Source organism: Pseudomonas brassicae (assembly GCF_010671725.1).
Taxonomy (GTDB): domain Bacteria; phylum Pseudomonadota; class Gammaproteobacteria; order Pseudomonadales; family Pseudomonadaceae; genus Aquipseudomonas; species Aquipseudomonas brassicae.
The window spans coordinates 1-16,047 of sequence record NZ_JAAHBU010000013.1; the positions used below are offsets into that span (position 1 = coordinate 1).

The 16,047-nt window shown below is 62.7% G+C and carries 18 protein-coding genes and 2 pseudogenes; 9 read left to right on the plus strand and 11 right to left on the minus strand.

The annotated features are described in order from the left end of the window. The 5 genes from G3436_RS01500 to G3436_RS01520 all read left to right on the plus strand — a co-directional run. Positions 1 to 279 (plus strand): chorismate-binding protein (locus tag G3436_RS01500; protein WP_178116285.1); only part of this gene is annotated, 279 nt, incomplete at its 5' end. Between the two features lie 62 nt (positions 280 to 341). Then, positions 342 to 935 (plus strand): aminodeoxychorismate/anthranilate synthase component II, encoded by a 594-nt coding sequence (locus G3436_RS01505; RefSeq protein WP_163940603.1) that lies wholly within the window; start codon positions 342 to 344, stop codon positions 933 to 935. A 9-nt stretch (positions 936 to 944) separates the two neighbouring features. Next, positions 945 to 1,994 carry an anthranilate phosphoribosyltransferase gene (gene trpD / locus G3436_RS01510; protein WP_163940605.1) on the plus strand — a complete coding sequence of 350 codons (1,050 nt, stop codon included), beginning with the start codon at positions 945 to 947 and terminating at the stop codon, positions 1,992 to 1,994. Then, the gene (gene trpC, locus G3436_RS01515) at positions 1,991 to 2,827 is read left to right on the plus strand and encodes an indole-3-glycerol phosphate synthase TrpC (RefSeq protein WP_163940607.1); all 837 of its coding nucleotides are present in this window, start codon (positions 1,991 to 1,993) and stop codon (positions 2,825 to 2,827) included. Before trpD ends, trpC begins: the two co-directional genes overlap by 4 nt. Before the next feature lie 52 nt (positions 2,828 to 2,879). After that, on the plus strand, positions 2,880 to 3,584 hold the full coding sequence (locus tag G3436_RS01520) for a lipoate--protein ligase family protein (protein WP_163940609.1): 705 nt from the start codon (positions 2,880 to 2,882) through the stop codon (positions 3,582 to 3,584). Here the strand turns inward: G3436_RS01520 and crp are convergent. Further along, positions 3,581 to 4,225 (minus strand): cAMP-activated global transcriptional regulator CRP, encoded by a 645-nt coding sequence (gene crp / locus G3436_RS01525; protein WP_163940611.1) that lies wholly within the window; start codon positions 4,223 to 4,225, stop codon positions 3,581 to 3,583. The genes G3436_RS01520 and crp overlap by 4 nt on opposite strands. A gap of 190 nt (positions 4,226 to 4,415) precedes the next feature. On the opposite strand from crp, the gene G3436_RS01530 reads away from it, so the two are divergent. Beyond that, a complete protein-coding gene (locus G3436_RS01530; RefSeq protein WP_043859826.1) occupies positions 4,416 to 4,838 on the plus strand; it encodes an OsmC family protein in 423 nt (140 codons plus the stop codon). A gap of 88 nt (positions 4,839 to 4,926) precedes the next feature. On the opposite strand, the gene G3436_RS01535 is transcribed toward G3436_RS01530, so the two are convergent. The 8 genes and pseudogenes from G3436_RS01535 to hemJ all read right to left on the minus strand — a co-directional run bounded on the left by G3436_RS01535 (position 4,927) and on the right by hemJ (position 10,248). Continuing rightward, positions 4,927 to 5,307 carry a hypothetical protein gene (locus G3436_RS01535; RefSeq protein ID WP_243666970.1) on the minus strand — a complete coding sequence of 127 codons (381 nt, stop codon included), beginning with the start codon at positions 5,305 to 5,307 and terminating at the stop codon, positions 4,927 to 4,929. 35 nt (positions 5,308 to 5,342) lie between these two features. Then, a complete protein-coding gene (locus G3436_RS01540; RefSeq protein ID WP_163940631.1) occupies positions 5,343 to 6,383 on the minus strand; it encodes a DUF2157 domain-containing protein in 1,041 nt (346 codons plus the stop codon). Next, positions 6,380 to 7,027, minus strand: coding sequence for a 2-polyprenyl-3-methyl-6-methoxy-1,4-benzoquinone monooxygenase (coq7, locus tag G3436_RS01545; RefSeq protein ID WP_163940615.1), 648 nt, complete (start codon positions 7,025 to 7,027; stop codon positions 6,380 to 6,382). The genes G3436_RS01540 and coq7 overlap by 4 nt, the downstream gene beginning before the upstream one ends. Before the next feature lie 65 nt (positions 7,028 to 7,092). Further along, on the minus strand, positions 7,093 to 7,431 hold the full coding sequence (locus G3436_RS01550; protein ID WP_163940617.1) for an HIT domain-containing protein: 339 nt from the start codon (positions 7,429 to 7,431) through the stop codon (positions 7,093 to 7,095). 73 nt (positions 7,432 to 7,504) lie between these two features. Further along, complete coding sequence (locus G3436_RS01555; protein WP_163940619.1) at positions 7,505 to 8,278, minus strand: SDR family NAD(P)-dependent oxidoreductase; 774 nt, start codon at positions 8,276 to 8,278, stop codon at positions 7,505 to 7,507. 72 nt (positions 8,279 to 8,350) lie between these two features. Continuing rightward, the gene (locus G3436_RS01560; protein ID WP_163940621.1) at positions 8,351 to 8,812 is read right to left on the minus strand and encodes a DUF805 domain-containing protein; all 462 of its coding nucleotides are present in this window, start codon (positions 8,810 to 8,812) and stop codon (positions 8,351 to 8,353) included. 25 nt (positions 8,813 to 8,837) lie between these two features. Next, positions 8,838 to 9,793 (minus strand): annotated as a pseudogene (locus G3436_RS01565) (NAD(P)H-dependent flavin oxidoreductase). A 29-nt stretch (positions 9,794 to 9,822) separates the two neighbouring features. Continuing rightward, positions 9,823 to 10,248 (minus strand): protoporphyrinogen oxidase HemJ, encoded by a 426-nt coding sequence (gene hemJ, locus G3436_RS01570; RefSeq protein WP_163940622.1) that lies wholly within the window; start codon positions 10,246 to 10,248, stop codon positions 9,823 to 9,825. Between the two features lie 140 nt (positions 10,249 to 10,388). On the opposite strand from hemJ, the gene argC reads away from it, so the two are divergent. Both argC and erpA read left to right on the plus strand, forming a co-directional pair. Next, on the plus strand, positions 10,389 to 11,423 hold the full coding sequence (argC, locus tag G3436_RS01575) for an N-acetyl-gamma-glutamyl-phosphate reductase (RefSeq protein WP_163940625.1): 1,035 nt from the start codon (positions 10,389 to 10,391) through the stop codon (positions 11,421 to 11,423). Positions 11,424 to 11,571: 148 nt separating this feature from the next. Then, positions 11,572 to 11,922 (plus strand): iron-sulfur cluster insertion protein ErpA, encoded by a 351-nt coding sequence (gene erpA / locus G3436_RS01580; RefSeq protein WP_163940634.1) that lies wholly within the window; start codon positions 11,572 to 11,574, stop codon positions 11,920 to 11,922. Positions 11,923 to 11,978: 56 nt separating this feature from the next. Here erpA and G3436_RS01585 read toward each other — a convergent pair whose 3' ends face one another. Both G3436_RS01585 and G3436_RS01590 read right to left on the minus strand, forming a co-directional pair. Continuing rightward, a complete protein-coding gene (locus tag G3436_RS01585) occupies positions 11,979 to 13,070 on the minus strand; it encodes an anhydro-N-acetylmuramic acid kinase (RefSeq protein ID WP_163940627.1) in 1,092 nt (363 codons plus the stop codon). Between the two features lie 3 nt (positions 13,071 to 13,073). Then, a pseudogene (locus G3436_RS01590) lies at positions 13,074 to 14,485 on the minus strand (peptidoglycan DD-metalloendopeptidase family protein). Positions 14,486 to 14,695: 210 nt separating this feature from the next. Here G3436_RS01590 and tyrS point away from each other — a divergent pair. Next, positions 14,696 to 15,895: a tyrosine--tRNA ligase gene (tyrS, locus tag G3436_RS01595; RefSeq protein WP_163940629.1), complete on the plus strand. Its 1,200-nt coding sequence runs from the start codon at positions 14,696 to 14,698 to the stop codon at positions 15,893 to 15,895. Positions 15,896 to 16,047 lie beyond the last annotated feature (152 nt).

Here is a 16,047-nt window from a genome sequence, read left to right on the forward strand (position 1 = left end):
GGCGCACCGAAGATCCGCGCGATGGAAATCATCGACGAGCTGGAGCCGGTCAAGCGCGGCGTGTACGGGGGGGCGGTGGGCTACCTGGCGTGGAACGGCAACATGGACACCGCCATCGCGATCCGCACCGCAGTGATCAAGGATGGTGAGCTGCATGTGCAGGCAGGTGGCGGTATCGTCGCCGACTCGGTGCCGGCGCTGGAGTGGGAAGAGACCATCAACAAGCGTCGGGCGATGTTCCGCGCGGTAGCCTTGGCTGAACAGACGTCGCTCAGCTGAGAAGGGCGCCGCTGCGGCGCAACACAGAATTCAGAGTCGGCAGACTCAAGAGGTTGACCCAGATGTTACTGATGATCGACAACTATGACTCCTTTACCTACAACGTCGTGCAGTACTTCGGCGAGCTGGGTGCAGAGGTCAAGGTCATTCGCAATGACGAACTGACCATCGCCCAGATCGAAGCCCTGCAGCCCGAGCGTATCGTCGTGTCCCCCGGCCCATGCACCCCGACCGAAGCGGGCGTGTCGCTGGAGGCCATCCGCCACTTTGCCGGCAAGCTGCCTATCCTGGGCGTGTGCCTGGGCCACCAGTCCATCGGCCAGGCCTTTGGGGGCGAGGTGGTGCGCGCGCGCCAGGTGATGCACGGCAAGACCAGCCCGGTGTTCCATAAAGACCAGGGCGTATTCGAAGGCTTGAACAATCCGCTGACCGTGACCCGCTACCATTCGCTGGTGGTCAAGCGCGAAACCCTGCCCGAATGCCTGGAGCTGACCGCCTGGACCACTCTGGAAGATGGCTCGGTCGACGAGATCATGGGCCTGCGCCATACCACGCTGAACATCGAGGGGGTGCAGTTCCACCCCGAATCGATTCTGACCGAGCAGGGTCACGAGCTGTTCGCCAACTTCCTCAAACAGACCGGCGGCCGCCGCTAAGGATTGCACATGGATATCAAGAGCGCGCTGAGCCGGGTGGTCGATCACCTGGACCTGAGCACCGAGGAAATGCGCGATGTGATGCGCCAGATCATGACCGGTCAATGCACCGAGGCGCAGATCGGTGCCTTCATGATGGGCATGCGCATGAAGAGCGAAAGCATCGACGAGATCGTCGGTGCGGTATCGGTGATGCGCGAGCTGGCCGACAAGGTCGAGCTCGACACCCTGGACGGTGTGGTCGATGTGGTCGGTACCGGCGGTGATGGTGCCAATATCTTCAACGTGTCCACAGCGTCGTCGTTCGTGGTCGCGGCCGCAGGTTGCACCGTGGCCAAGCACGGCAACCGTGCGGTGTCGGGCAAGAGCGGCAGCGCCGACCTGCTCGAGGCGGCCGGTATCTATCTGAACCTGACGCCGGTTCAGGTCGGGCGTTGCATCGACTCGGTGGGCATCGGCTTCATGTTTGCCCAGACTCACCACAGTGCAATGAAACATGCGGCTGGCCCACGTCGTGACCTGGGCTTGCGTACGCTGTTCAACATGCTCGGCCCGCTTACGAATCCGGCCGGGGTTCAGCATCAGGTGGTGGGCGTGTTCAACAAGGCACTGTGCCGACCGCTGGCTGAAGTGCTGCAGCGCCTGGGCAGCAAGCATGTGCTGGTGGTGCACTCCAAGGACGGCCTGGACGAGTTCAGCCTGGCTGCACCGACCTTCGTTGCCGAGCTGAAAAAGGGCGAGATCACCGAGTATTGGGTCGAACCCGAAGACCTGGGCATGAAAAGCCAGAGCCTGCACGGCCTGGCCGTGGACAGCCCGGCGGCTTCGCTGGAGCTGATTCGTGATGCACTGGGCCGGCGCAAGACCCAGAACGGCCAGAAGGCTGCGGAAATGATCGTGCTCAACGCTGGCGCGGCGCTCTATGCGGCGGACCACGCCATGAGCCTCAAGCAAGGCGTGGAGCTGGCCCACGACGCGCTGCACACTGGCCTTGCCCGTGAAAAACTCGAAGAGCTGGGTGCGTTCACCGCAGTCTTCAAGCAGGAGAATGAAGGATGAGTGTTCCGACCGTTCTAGAGAACATCCTGGCGCGCAAGGTTCAGGAAGTGGCCGAGCGTAGCGCACGGGTCAGCCTTGCCGAACTTGAGCGCATGGCCGCAGCGGCAGATGCCCCGCGTGGTTTTGCCAACGCACTGATCGAACAGGCCAGGCGCAAGCAACCGGCGGTTATCGCCGAAATCAAGAAGGCCTCGCCGAGCAAAGGCGTGATTCGCGAAGATTTCGTCCCGGCCGACATCGCCGTCAGCTACGAAAAAGGTGGTGCCACCTGCCTGTCGGTGCTCACTGACGTCGATTACTTCCAGGGCGCCGACATCTACCTGCAGCAGGCACGTGCAGCGTGCCAACTGCCGGTGATCCGCAAGGACTTCATGATCGATCCGTACCAGATCGTCGAAGCGCGTGCACTGGGCGCAGACTGCGTGCTGTTGATCGTTTCGGCGCTGGACGATGTGAAGATGGCGGAGCTGGCAGCTACCGCGAAGGGTGTCGGCCTGGATGTGCTGGTTGAAGTACATGATGGCGACGAGCTGGAGCGGGCCCTGAAAACCCTCGACACACCGCTGGTGGGCGTCAACAACCGCAACCTGCACACGTTCGAAGTAAGCCTTGAAACCACCCTCGACCTGTTGCCGCGCATTCCGCGTGAGCGCCTGGCGATCACCGAGAGCGGCATCCTCAACCGTGCGGATGTCGAGCTGATGGAAATCAACGAGGTGTATTCGTTCCTGGTTGGCGAGGCGTTCATGCGTGCCGAGCATCCGGGGCTGGAACTGCAGCGTCTGTTCTTCCCCGAGCGCGTGGTGCACAACCCCGCACAAGGGCTGGACTGATCCACACTGAAGCCGGCGTTGCCGGCTTTTTTGTATCGACAAGGTGGGTGTAATGACCGAACAAGCTGTTGCCGTGACGGTGGAGGCGGGCCTGCAGGCCGAGCAGGATCTGCTGGCGGCTGTGTGCAAGGGCGAAAAAGACGCCGGTTTGCTGTTCTGGCGCCCGACTGACCGAGCGCTGGTGATGCCTCGACGCATGAGCCGACTCGACGGTTTTGGCGTGGCCTGTGATGAACTTGCCGCCAGCGGTTGGCCGGTGCTGCTGCGCGAAACCGGCGGTGAGCCGGTGCCGCAGTCGAGCGCGACGATCAATATCGCACTGGTGTACGTGGCACCGCGCAGCGAAGGCGACCATGGGCGTATCGAAGCGGCCTACGAACGCTTGTGCCTGCCATTGTGCGAGGTGCTGCGCGAGTGGGGCGGGCTGGCGTCGGTGGGGGAGGTCGAAGGTGCATTCTGTGACGGGCGTTACAACGTCAATCTCAATGGCCGCAAGCTGGTGGGGACCGCCCAACGCTGGCGCCAGGGCCTGGGCGGCAAGCGCCCGGTGGTGCTGGTGCATGGTGCACTGCTGCTGGATAACGAGCGTGAGTCGATGGTGGCGGCAGTCAATCGTTTCAATGAGTGCTGCGCGCTGGAGCAACGCTGCCTGGCCGACAGCCATATTGCACTGCATGAAGTGGTGCCGCAGGCACCCGTGCTGGAGCGCCTGGGCCAGGCTTACGCCACGCTGATCGAAGGCATCGCGCGCGATTAACGGGTGCCGAAGACCACCATGGTCTTGCCTTTGACGTGCACCAGGCTGCGCTCTTCAAGGTCTTTGAGGACGCGGCCGACCATCTCGCGCGAGCAGCCGACGATGCGGCCGATTTCCTGGCGGGTGATCTTGATCTGCATGCCGTCGGGGTGGGTCATGGCGTCGGGTTGCTTGCACAGTTCCAGCAGGCAGCGGGCCACGCGACCGGTCACGTCGAAGAACGCCAGGTCACCGACCTTTTGCGTGGTGTTGCGCAGGCGCTGGGCCATCTGGCCACCCAGGGCGTAGAGAATGTCCGGGTCGTGGCGGGCCAGTTCGCGGAACTTTTCGTAGCTGATCTCTGCCACCTCACACTCGGTCTTGGCGCGCACCCAGGCACTGCGTTGCTGTTCGCTGCCCGAGGGCTCGAACAGTCCCAGTTCACCGAAGAAGTCGCCGCTGTTGAGGTAGGCGATGATCATCTCGCGCCCTTCTTCGTCCTCGATCAGGATGGTTACCGAGCCCTTGACGATGAACCACAGGGTATCGGCCCGGTCACCGGCGCAGATGATGTTGCTTTTGGCGGCGTAACGCCGGCGCTGGCAGTGGGCGAGCAACTTGTCGATGTTCTTGATCTTGGCTGGAAGGCTTGTTGCAACCATGGCTGAATCCCGGAGTGACGCGACGCGTGAGCATTCTTGTAGACCGCCTGGCTGCGAGTGCCAGCGATTTGGCGCCAGCTTAGCAGACGCTTGAGGGTGTATCGGCATATTTACCGGAACGCTTAGCCTTTTCGCACGTGCTCGCAGGGTCTAAGCTGACAGCCTTTTTCAGAGCAAGGGAGTCCGGTTGATGAAGGCGCGTATCCAGTGGGCAGGCGAAGCCATGTTTCTTGGTGAATCGGGCAGCGGCCATGTCGTGGTGATGGATGGTCCGCCCGAGAGTGGCGGGCGTAACCTGGGTGTACGGCCGATGGAAATGCTGTTGCTGGGGCTGGGTGGCTGCAGCAACTTCGATGTGGTGAGCATTCTGAAAAAATCACGTCAGGCGGTGGAAAGCTGCGAGGCGTTTCTTGAAGCCGAGCGCGCTGACGAAGACCCGAAGGTGTTTACCAAGATTCACCTGCGTTTTGTGGTCAAGGGCCGCGGGCTGAAAGAGGCGCAGGTCAAGCGCGCAGTGGAGCTGTCGGCGGAGAAGTACTGCTCGGCGTCGATCATGCTGGGGCGCGCCGGGGTCGAGATCACCCACGCCTATGAGATTGTCGAGCTGGGTTGATCGGGCTGGTCCTTTCGCCGGCAAGGCCGGCTCCTGCAGGAATGTGTCATTCTGCTTGTAGGAACCAACCTTGCTGGCGAAGCGGTGCTCAGGTTCGCAGCCGCTCCAGCGCAAACAGCAACCCCAGCCCCGGCACCAGCGCCAGCAGCCACCAGTGCAGGTTGGACACCAGCAACACGACGACCTCGCCCTCGGTCCAGGTGTTGCCGAACGCTCGCGAGAACAGGTTGCACAGCAGCCATGCGCTGAGCGCCGCGAGTACCGCGAATAGCCCCCCGAGCCTGCGCGGCTTGCGCACGAAGCTGCCCAGCAGTACGAACAGCAGCATGCCCGGTACACAGAACAGCACCAGATCGATGGTGCTGCTGCCCGACTCGCCCATGTCCGGCAGTTGCGTGGTGAACGTCTGTTCGCGCACGTAGGCAGTCATCAGCCAGACGAAGGCATAACCGACCAAGACCAGAAGCAAGCTTTGCGCGGTGCGAATCGATACCCGGCGCAACATTATCGGCGCAGCCCCGGCAGCAGCGTGAGCAGGCCCTCTGGCAGCGCAGCACGCAACCGGTTGCTCAAGCGGTCCCGGTGTTTCTGGTAGAGCAGGCCGAGGCCGATCACGCCCAGCCCGATCAGGCTCAGCACCACCGGGAACAGCAACGAGTCGGCGAATACGTCGTAGGACAGGTAGCCCAGGTACGCGGCAACGCCCACCGCGCCGAACACCATGAACATCGCTCGACGCAGCAGTATCGCGCTCGCCATCAGGCCAAGGTTGATCAGGCAGTACAGTGCCTTGCCGAATTCACTGCTGCTCTGCATCGAGGTCAGCCCACCCCAGAACGCCAGGAGCCCGGCCAGGTAGCCCCAGAAGGCCATGTCCTGGCGGGTACGTCCGTCGATGCCGAGAAACACCAGCAGCAGGCCCAGGCCAAACCATAGTGACACCTGCTGGCGCTGCTCCCAGTTGAACTGATTACCGTGCACCCATTCGCTCAGGTCCATGGACATGAACCACAGCGCCAGCGCAATCGGCATCACGATGAACGGGAAGGGGATCAGGCGCAGCATCAACAGCCCGGCGAGCACGGTCGCCGCTTCCATCAGCAGCCAGCCACCCTGCACGTAGGTGTAGTAGTTGTGGTAGGCCGCCTGGCTGTCGCCCAGCGGCCACAGGCCGGTCATGCGCTCCAAGGCGAACACTGCCAGTGGCACGATGCCCACGGCCACCGCCGCGAGTACGCCGCCGGCAATCGTCTGGCCGCGCCGCTGCAGCGCCAGGCCGCCCAGGGTAAGCGCCGCGATATAGGCCAGCGCGATCAGCAGCAGCGCGCTGTCACCGACGCGCATCCAGGCTTTGCTGAGCAACCAGCCCATTGCGCCCATGATCAGCAGGGCACCGAAATAGAAGGCGACATGGGCCAGCTGGAAGCTGGCCTGTGGCGTGGGCTGGCATCGCAGAAATGCCAGCAGGGCCTGATCCTGGCCGGGGTTGAGTACGCCGGCATCAACGGCGCGGGCCAGGTCCCTGGCATCGAAGCGTTCCATCAGATTCGGTAAGTGCTTTTGGTCATCACTTTGGCCATCAGGCTCATACCGAACTTGATGGGGGCAGGGAAGCGGAAACCGCCGGCATCCAGTGCCGATTCGGCGTGCTGTTCTTCGTCCACGCGCATCTGCTCGAGAATCGCCCGGGATTTTTCATCCTCGACCGGGATCTGTTCCAGGTGTTCGTCGAGGTGCTTGCACACTTGATGCTCGGTGGCGGCGACGAAGCCGAGGCTGACCTTGTCGCTGATCAGGCCGGCGACCGCGCCAATGCCGAACGACATGCCATAGAACAGCGGGTTGAGTACGCTCGGGTGGCTACCCAGCTGGCGGATGCGCTGTTCGCACCAGGCCAGGTGGTCGATCTCTTCTTCGGCGGCGTGTTCCATGGCCTTGCGTACCTGCGGCAACTTGGCCGTCAGGGCCTGGCCCTGATACAGCGCCTGAGCGCAGACTTCACCGGTGTGATTGATGCGCATCAGGCCGGCCACATGGCGGGTCTGATCTTCGCTCAGCTCGGCGTCGGGCTGGATGATTGCAGGTGACGGCCGGGACGGCTGGCCGCTGAAGGGGAGCAAGGTGCGCATGGCGGTATCGGCCTGCAGCAACAAGCGGTCGAGCGGCGAATAGTGACGTTCGGTAGCCATCGGGCACCTCCGCAAGAATGTGCCCGACAGTTTAACCCAATCAGGATGACAGGGCTTGCGTTGGATCAGCCCGGCGGCCAGTTCATCTGGCGCTGGCCAAGCACGTGCATGTGGATGTGGTAGACGGTCTGCCCGCCCAGCTCGTTGCAGTTCATCACGACCCGAAAGCCGTCCTCGCAGCCCAGTTCCCTGGCCAGACGCTGCGCGGTGAACAGAATGTGCCCGGCCAGCCCTTTATCGTCTTCGGTCAGGTCGTTGAGGGTGCGGATCGGCTTTTTCGGGATGACCAGAAAGTGCACCGGCGCCTGTGGGGCGATATCGTGGAAGGCCAGAACCTGGTCGTCCTCGTAGATGATCTTGGCCGGGATTTCCCGGTTGATGATCTTGGTGAACAGAGTTTCCACAACGCTTGCTCCATGGTGGGGGTCGGGCCTGAGTGTACTCAGGCGCCGGCGGCTCGCCCAGTGCCGATTTGTGTCAGCGCGGGCAATACGCCCGGTTGATCGCACCGGCGAGTTTGCGCGTGAGCCAGCGCGACAGCAGCCGTGGGCATGCGGCCAGCCAACGGTTGCGCCGCCCGGGGATGATCAGTGCGCGGTTCTTGGCCAGCGCGCGCACGGTATACAGTGCGACCTCTTCGGGGCTCAGGCAGCGTCGGCTGTTGTCCAGCCGGGGAATGCGCCGCAGCGGCGACCGGACCGGCCCCGGGCAGAGCACCGAGACCTTGATTCCGGTTTGCTTGAGTTCTTCGCGCAGGGCTTCGGAAAAATGCAGCACGTAGGCCTTGCTGGCCGCATAGGTGGTCATCCACGGGCCGGGCGCAAAGCCTGCCAGCGAAGCGACGTTGAGGATCTGCCCGCCCCCCTGTACCGCCATGGCATTGCCCAGTGCGTGGCACAGGCGGGTGAGGGCAAGGATATTGACCTCGATAACGTCCTGCTCGTCGCCCCATTCCTGAGCCAGGAAGTGCCCATGGGAGCGAATGCCGGCGCAGTTGACCAGCAGGTCGATCTGGCGTTCACCTTCCTCCAGTTCGAGCAGAAACCCCGAAAGCCGCAATGGCTCCCCCAGGTCGCAGGCACGGAACAGCACCTCGACGCCGAAGCGTTGCGTCAGTTCGATGGCAATGGCTTCCAGCGGATCGCGCTGGCGGGCAACCAGGATCAGGTTGCGCCCCCGGCGCGCCAAGGCCTCGGCCAATGCCAGGCCCAGGCCGCTGGAGGCACCAGTGATCATGGCGTAACGGGTCATGCAGTTCTCCAGTCGGGGGCTATGCAGCTGATTGCCCAGTTTACAGGCTGGAGCGGGTAAAGGCTGCCGGCCTTAGCCGTGAGAGGCGGCCAGGAACAAGCCCAGCGCCAGTAACGGCACCCAAAGCCATGCCAGCACGATCACGGCCTTGCTGTTGGGCGGTGGCGGTGGGCCGTAGCGGTTGCTGGCGCGGTTGCCAGGCAGCAGCAACAGCGCAAGGAAGATCAGGTTGCCGATGTAATAGGGAATCAGCGTAAGGAGGCTGTACCAGCCATTCAATCCCAGGTCATTCATCCTGCGGGCGACAAACACCAGGCTGAGGATCTTCGCCGCCAGCAGTATGGGCACGATGGCGCCGGCAAGATCCTTGGCAAGCGAGGACATGAGCGCAAACAGAAGCACCGACCCCACCCCTGCTGCTACCAGCAGCAGGCTCCAGGCCAGCAATCGCACCCGACCGATACGGCCACGCACGCTCATGAACCTGAGTTTTTCGGAGTTCAGTTGAAGAGGGTTGATGTAGGTGTCGCGCATCGGGCTTCCTTTGCCATTGAGAGAGTCAGCCGGGCCAGTGCTGGCCAAGGCGGGTTGCCCAGGCCTGGGCCTGACGATAGTCGTGCGCGAGCCGGGCGATCAGTTGGTCGACCGGCTCGATGTGGTGCAGGGCGCCGACGCCCTGCCCGGCCGACCACACGGTCTTCCAGGCCTTGGCTTCGTCGTCCAGCGGCTTGAGCTGGCTTGCGCCGGCCGCACCCAGTGCCTTCAGGTCGAAGCCTGCGTGTTCAAGGCTCTGGCGCATGAAGCTGGCCGGTACCCCGGACACGGCGGCGGTGTGGATGATATCGGCTGCTTGGCATCCAGCAGCATTTGTTTGTAGGCCTGCGGTGCCTGGCTTTCATCGCTGGCGATGAAGTGGGTGCCCATGTACGCCAGGTCGGCGCCCAGCAATTGTGCCGCGAGCAGCTCATGGCCACGGTTGATGCAGCCTGCCAGCAGCAGCGTCTTGTCGAAAAACTGACGTATTTCGGCAATCAGGGCAAACGGGCTCCAGGTGCCGGCATGCCCGCCCGCACCCGCCGCGACCGCGATCAGGCCGTCCACGCCGGCCTCGGCGGCTTTTTCGGCATGACGGCGGGTGGTGACATCGTGGAACACCAGGCCGCCGTAGCTGTGGACCGCATCGACCACCTCTTTTGCTGCCCCCAGGCTGGTGATCACGATGGGTACGCGGTGTTCGATGCAGATCGCCAGGTCTGCCTGCAGGCGCGGGTTGCTGGCGTGCACGATGAGGTTGACCGCATAGGGCGCCGGGTTGTCGAGCTCGGCCAGGCCCGCCTCGATGGCTTGCAGCCAGGCCTTGAAGCCCGCGCTGTCGCGTTGGTTGAGCGCGGGAAAACTGCCCACCACGCCATTGCGGCAACAAGCCAGGACCAGTTGCGGATTGGAGATCAGGAACATGGGCGCCACTACCACGGGCAGGCGCAGACGCTGTTCGAGCAGGGCGGGCAATGACATGGCAGGCTCTCGTAGTCAGGTAACAACGATCAGAACGGTTTGACCACCACCAGGATCACGATCAGCAGCAGGATCACCACGGGTACTTCGTTGAACCAGCGAAAGTACACGTGGCTACGGGTGTTCTCGCCGCGTGCGAAGCGCTTGAGGTTGGCGCCGCACACGTGATGGTAGCCGGTCAGCAGGATGATCAGGGTCAGCTTGGCGTGCATCCAGCCTTGCTTGAGGAAATCCGGTGCAAGGCTGAGCAGCCAGATACCAAAGACGAAGGTGGCGATCATCGCGGGGCCCATGATGCCGCGGTACAGCTTGCGCTCCATGGTCACGAAGCGTTCCTGGCTGATGCTGTCCTGGCTCTGGGCGTGATAGACGAACAGGCGGGGGAGGTAGAACAGCCCGGCAAACCAGCAGACGATGCTGACGATGTGCAGGGCTTTGATCCATAGAAAAAGCATGTTTTGGTTAATCCTTCAGGTTCACGGTCGTCAGATAGTAGTGGCTTGGGCCGTCGGGCGTCATCTGAACGGTTGTTACCAAGGCTGTAGGTCCATATTATCCGTGGTTTTCCAGTCGGTTCGTTGAAAGGGGCAGGTTTATGGTCAAGGTCGGTATCGTCGGCGGCACGGGGTACACCGGTGTCGAGCTGCTGCGTCTGTTGGCACAGCATCCACAGGCTGAAGTGGCAGTTATCACCTCGCGTTCCGAGGCGGGCCTGCCGGTCGCCGAGATGTACCCTAACCTGCGCGGCCATTACGACAACCTGGCCTTCAGCGTGCCGGACACCAAGACCCTGGCCGCCTGCGACGTGGTGTTCTTTGCCACGCCACACGGGGTGGCGCATGCACTGGCGGGGGAGTTGCTGGCGGCCGGGACCAAGGTCATCGATCTGTCGGCGGACTTCCGCCTGCAGGACGCCGACGAGTGGGCGCAGTGGTATGGTCAGCCGCACGGTGCCCCCGAGCTGCTCAAGGATGCGGTGTATGGCCTGCCCGAGGTCAACCGCGAGCAGATCCGCAATGCACGCCTGATCGCCGTGCCGGGTTGCTACCCGACGGCCACCCAGCTGGGCTTCCTGCCGTTGCTGGAGGCGGGCATCGCTGATGCATCGCGCCTGATTGCCGACTGCAAATCCGGTGTCAGTGGTGCCGGCCGTGGCGCTGCCGTGGGTTCACTGTTCTGCGAGGCGGGCGAAAGCATGAAGGCCTACGCGGTCAAGGGCCACCGTCACCTGCCAGAGATCCGCCAGGGCTTGCGTCGTGCAGCGGGTGCAGAGGTGGGCCTGACCTTCGTGCCTCACCTCACACCGATGATCCGTGGTATTCACTCCACGCTCTATGCAACGGTGGCCGATACGTCGGTCGACCTGCAGGCGCTGTTCGAGAAACGCTATGCCGACGAACCGTTCGTGGACGTGATGCCGGCCGGCAGCCACCCGGAAACCCGCAGTGTGCGCGGTGCCAACGTCTGCCGCATTGCTGTGCATCGGCCACAGGGCGGTGACCTGGTGGTGGTGTTGTCGGTTATCGACAACCTGGTCAAGGGCGCGTCGGGCCAGGCGGTACAGAACCTGAACATCCTGTTCGGCCTGGACGAGCGCCTGGGCCTGTCCCACGCCGGCCTGTTGCCCTGAGGCGCGGGCTGCATGCGACAGACGGCGTTGACTGCCGCCTGTCGCGTGCAGCGACGAGTTGCTTCTATTGTTGACCGATTTTCTCGGAGAAGCGGATAATGCGCGTCATCACGCATTAAGGCGGCAACAGCGCCGGGAGAAAGTCAGCATGAGCGTCGAATCCTTCACCCCTACGGTTTTGCAATTCACGCAGGGTGCCGCGCACAAGGTGAAGACCCTGGTCGATGAAGAGGGCAATGATCGCCTCAAGTTGCGCGTGTTCGTGACTGGTGGCGGTTGCTCGGGTTTCCAGTACGGTTTTACCTTCGATGAAGATGTGGCCGAGGATGACACCATTGTCGAACGCGAAGGGGTTGCCCTGGTGGTTGATCCGATGAGCTTCCAATACCTGGCAGGTGCCGAAGTTGACTACCAGGAAGGTCTGGAAGGTTCGCGCTTTATCATCAAGAACCCGAATGCCACCACAACCTGTGGCTGCGGCTCTTCGTTCTCGATCTGAGTTTCAGGCAGTACTGCTGACGCCGCGCACTTGCGCGGCGTTTTGCTGTGTGCGATTCACGCCGGGTAGATTGCGCCGAGCACCCTCAGGCCTGCGGCGCCCGTGACGCTGGGGCGGTTGGCGGCGATGCCTTGCAGGCAGCAGTGTGCCAGCCAGGCAAAGGCCATGGCCTCCACCCAGTCGGGGTCGATACCGCTGGCAGCCGTGCTGCTGACCCGTGCGTTGGGCAGCAGGCTGGCCAGGCGGCGCATCAGGGTGACGTTGTGGGCGCCGCCGCCACACACCAGCAGCGCCTGGGTATCGTTCTGTGCCGCTTGCAGCGAGCTGACGATGGAATGCGCGGTCAGTTCCAGCAAGGTGGCCTGAACATCGGCCTCCGGGCTGGCGGGCAACGTGTTCAGGTGGCGCCTGAGCCATGCAAGGTTGAACACCTCGCGGCCTGTGCTCTTGGGGCCGGTGCCGGCAAAGAAGGGGTCACTCAGCAGGCGAGCGAGCAGGTCCGGAACGACCTTGCCGCTGGCTGCCCAGGCGCCGTCTGCGTCGTAACTGCAGCCTTGCCGATCATGGATCCAGGCATCCAGCAGCACGTTGCCCGGGCCACAGTCGAAGCCGCTGACGGGGGTGCCTGCCTCGATCAGGCTGAGGTTGCTGAAGCCTCCGACGTTGAGCACTGCCAGGCGTTCGCCCTGGGTATCGAACAGAGACTCGTGAAAAGCCGGGACCAAAGGTGCGCCCTGGCCGCCTGCAGCCACGTCGCGGCGACGGAAGTCGCTGACCACCGTGATGCCCGTGAGCTCTGCCAGCAGGGCAGGGTTGCCGATCTGTACGGTGAAACCGCGGGCAGGTTCGTGGCGAATGGTCTGGCCGTGGCTGCCTATGGCGCGAATATCTGCTGGTTGCAGGTGCTGCTCGGCCAGCAGTTGGTTGATGCCTTGGGCGGCGAGCCGCACCCAGGCGTCCTCGGCCAGCGCGGCACGGGCAATTTCGTCTGGGCCGCTGGCGCACAGCGCGAGCAGATCGTCGCGCAGTGTCGAAGGCATGGGAATGTAGTGGGTGGCAAGCAGCGTCAGGCGCTGCTCCTGCTTGATCAAGGCGATGTCCAGACCGTCAAGGCTGGTGCCGGACATCACGCCCAGGTACAGGGCCATGGCCTAGCGCTTTGCCGAGGCCAGCATGGTGGCCTTCTCTTGGTCCATGCGAGCGATCAGTGGCTGGCTCTGCTGAAGGAAGCGCTGGCGCTCGGCCTTGGCGATCGGGTCGGCCATGGGCAGCTTCTGCCCGAGCGGGTCGACGTGTACGCCATTGACCTGGAACTCGTAGTGCAGGTGCGGACCGGTGGACAGGCCGGTGGTACCGATGTAGCCGATGACCTGGCCCTGTTTGACCGTACCGCCGGTTTTCACGCCCTTGGCGAAGCCTTGCATGTGGCCGTAGAGGGTCTGGTAGCTGTTGCCGTGCTTGATGATCACGGTGTTGCCGTAGCCGCCGCGGCGCCCGGCCAGCAGTACCTTGCCATCACCGGCGGCCTTGATCGGCGTGCCGCGGGGCGCTGCGTAGTCGACGCCTTTGTGTGCGCGGATCTTGTTCAGGATCGGGTGCTTGCGACCTGCCGAGAAGCGTGAGCTGATGCGCGCGAAGTCCACCGGTGTGCGGATGAACGCCTTGCGCATGCTGTTGCCGTCGGCGGTGTAGTAGCTGGTGTTGCCTTGCTTGTTGGTGTAGCGCACGGCGCTGAAACTCTTGCCGCGGTTGGTGAACCGCGCGGACAAGATGTTGCCGTTGCCGACGACCTTGCCGTTTACCACTTTCTGCTCGTAGATGACGTCGAACTCGTCACCCTGGCGGATGTCCTGGGCGAAGTCGATGTCGTAACCGAAGATGCGGGCCATGTCCATGGTCAGCGAGTGGCTCATGCCGGCGCGCTGGCCCGAGGCCGAGAGGGAGCTCTTGATCACGCCGTGAACATAGGCCGAGCGCACCACCGGTTTGGTGATTTCGCGATTGAACGCATAACCCTTGTCGCCCTTGGTCAGGCGGATGGTCTCCAGGTCGCTGACCTTGCTGTGCAGGCTTGCCAGTTGGCCGTCCTTGTCCAGCTCGATCTCCAGTACCTGGCCGTGCTTGAGCTGGCTGAACTGTTTAGCCTGCTTGTTGCTGGCCAGTACGTCGTGCACCACGTTGGAGGGCAGGCCAACCTTGGCGAACAGGGTCGACAGGGTGTCGCCGCGCGCCACGGTGACTTCACGGTGGCTTGGGTCTTTGGCGGCTTCGGCGGCTGGCGCCGGTTCGGCTTGGCGGTGTCTTCGGTGGCTGCGGTTGGGTTGTCGATCTGGGCGAACGGCGACGCGGCGCTTTGCTGGCTGGCGTCGGCCGAAGTGTCTTGTTGCTGCTTCAACTGCTCGGCCGGGGTTTCCAGCTCGAGGTTGAGGGTGGTCTTCTTGGCTTCGACTTCGCTGGAGGGGAACACCAGCAAGGCCAGGCTGAGGAGGGCGGCAATGCCGCTTGCGGCCAACAGGTGGCTCTTCGGATAAAGCGGGGGCGCTTTAGGCGGTTCGTTGATCATAGGTAGATTGACTTTGAAAAAGATGGAATGGAAAAGATGAATGACATGATGAAGATGAAATAACTGTATAAAATATAACCAAATCCCCTTCGGCGCAAGCGCGCAGACGTCATCAGCCGGGTGCGTGGTCACATACGGGGCAAAAACTTGTATTTGATGGCTGATCTTGTATGGTTGGGGCCCTTTGAATCTGAGCCTTGCGGGTCTGTTATGAAGTCGGTTGAAGAGCAGCTAGCGCTGATCAAGCGTGGAGCGGAAGAGGTACTGGTCGAGGCCGAACTGGTCGAGAAGCTCAAGCGCGGGCAGCCGCTGCGGATCAAGGCGGGCTTCGACCCGACCGCGCCGGACTTGCACCTGGGGCATACCGTCCTTATTAACAAGCTGCGCCAGTTCCAGGAGCTGGGGCATCAGGTGATCTTTCTGATCGGTGATTTCACCGGCATGATTGGTGATCCGAGCGGCAAGAGCGCCACGCGCCCGCCGCTGACCCGCGAGCAGGTGCTGGAGAACGCCGAGACCTACAAGCAGCAGGTGTTCAAGATTCTCGATCCGGCCAAGACCGAGGTCGCCTTCAACTCCACCTGGATGGACGCCCTTGCGCCTGCTGACTTCATTCGTCTGGCGTCGCAGTACACCGTGGCGCGCATGCTTGAGCGCGATGACTTCGACAAGCGTTACACCAGCAACCAGCCGATCGCGATCCACGAGTTCCTGTACCCGCTGGTGCAGGGCTATGACTCGGTCGCACTGAAGGCGGATGTCGAGCTGGGCGGCACGGATCAGAAGTTCAACCTGCTGATGGGGCGTGAGCTGCAGCGTGGCTACGGTCAGGAGGCTCAGAACATCGTCACCATGCCACTGCTCGAAGGGCTGGATGGTGTGAAGAAGATGTCCAAGTCACTGGGCAACTATGTCGGCATCCAGGAAGCGCCCGGGGTGATGTACAGCAAGCTGGTATCGATCCCGGATACGCTGATGTGGCGTTACTTCGAGCTGCTCAGCTTCCGCTCGATGGAAGAGATCGAAGCGCTGCGTGCTGACGTGGCTGGCGGGGCGAACCCGCGGGACGTCAAGATCAAGCTCGCCGAGGAGATCGTGGCCCGTTTCCACGGTGAAGAGGCGGCGGCCAATGCCCACCGCGGCGCTGGCAACCGGATGAAGGATGGCGAGCTTCCTGACGACCTGCCTGAGATCGAGGTGCTGGCGGCTGAGGGCATGCCGATTTCCGCGGTGCTGAACAAGGCGGGGTTGGTGAAGAACTCGGCAGCGGCGCGTGACCTGCTGGCGGCGGGTAGTGTGAAGGTCGATGGTGAAGTGGTTGACCGCGGCTTTGTGTTTGCGCTGGGTTCTACCCATGTTTGCCAGGCCGGCAAGAAGGCATTTGCTCGTATCAGCTTGAAGGCTGAATAAGAAGAAGGCGGCTTGCGCCGCCTTCTTCTATATAGAGGGAAGCGGGGATTCGGGGTTGTTTGAGAAAGTTTGAAATTTAGCCCTTGACGCCCCGTTTAATCTCTCTATAATTCGCACCTCTTCCGGCGTGGTCGGAACGAAAAACTCCTTGA

Excerpts from the sequence above, each read along its gene's own strand:
- G3436_RS01505 (WP_163940603.1), top strand. The coding sequence starts at position 342 with ATGTTACTGATGATCGACAACTATGACTCCTTTACCTACAACGTCGTG.
- trpD (WP_163940605.1), top strand. The coding sequence starts at position 945 with ATGGATATCAAGAGCGCGCTGAGCCGGGTGGTCGATCACCTGGACCTG.
- trpC (WP_163940607.1), top strand. The coding sequence starts at position 1,991 with ATGAGTGTTCCGACCGTTCTAGAGAACATCCTGGCGCGCAAGGTTCAG.
- G3436_RS01520 (WP_163940609.1), top strand. The coding sequence starts at position 2,880 with ATGACCGAACAAGCTGTTGCCGTGACGGTGGAGGCGGGCCTGCAGGCC.
- crp (WP_163940611.1), bottom strand. The coding sequence starts at position 4,225 with ATGGTTGCAACAAGCCTTCCAGCCAAGATCAAGAACATCGACAAGTTG.
- G3436_RS01530 (WP_043859826.1), top strand. The coding sequence starts at position 4,416 with ATGAAGGCGCGTATCCAGTGGGCAGGCGAAGCCATGTTTCTTGGTGAA.
- coq7 (WP_163940615.1), bottom strand. The coding sequence starts at position 7,027 with ATGGCTACCGAACGTCACTATTCGCCGCTCGACCGCTTGTTGCTGCAG.
- G3436_RS01555 (WP_163940619.1), bottom strand. The coding sequence starts at position 8,278 with ATGACCCGTTACGCCATGATCACTGGTGCCTCCAGCGGCCTGGGCCTG.
- G3436_RS01560 (WP_163940621.1), bottom strand. The coding sequence starts at position 8,812 with ATGCGCGACACCTACATCAACCCTCTTCAACTGAACTCCGAAAAACTC.
- hemJ (WP_163940622.1), bottom strand. The coding sequence starts at position 10,248 with ATGCTTTTTCTATGGATCAAAGCCCTGCACATCGTCAGCATCGTCTGC.
- argC (WP_163940625.1), top strand. The coding sequence starts at position 10,389 with ATGGTCAAGGTCGGTATCGTCGGCGGCACGGGGTACACCGGTGTCGAG.
- erpA (WP_163940634.1), top strand. The coding sequence starts at position 11,572 with ATGAGCGTCGAATCCTTCACCCCTACGGTTTTGCAATTCACGCAGGGT.
- G3436_RS01585 (WP_163940627.1), bottom strand. The coding sequence starts at position 13,070 with ATGGCCCTGTACCTGGGCGTGATGTCCGGCACCAGCCTTGACGGTCTG.
- tyrS (WP_163940629.1), top strand. The coding sequence starts at position 14,696 with ATGAAGTCGGTTGAAGAGCAGCTAGCGCTGATCAAGCGTGGAGCGGAA.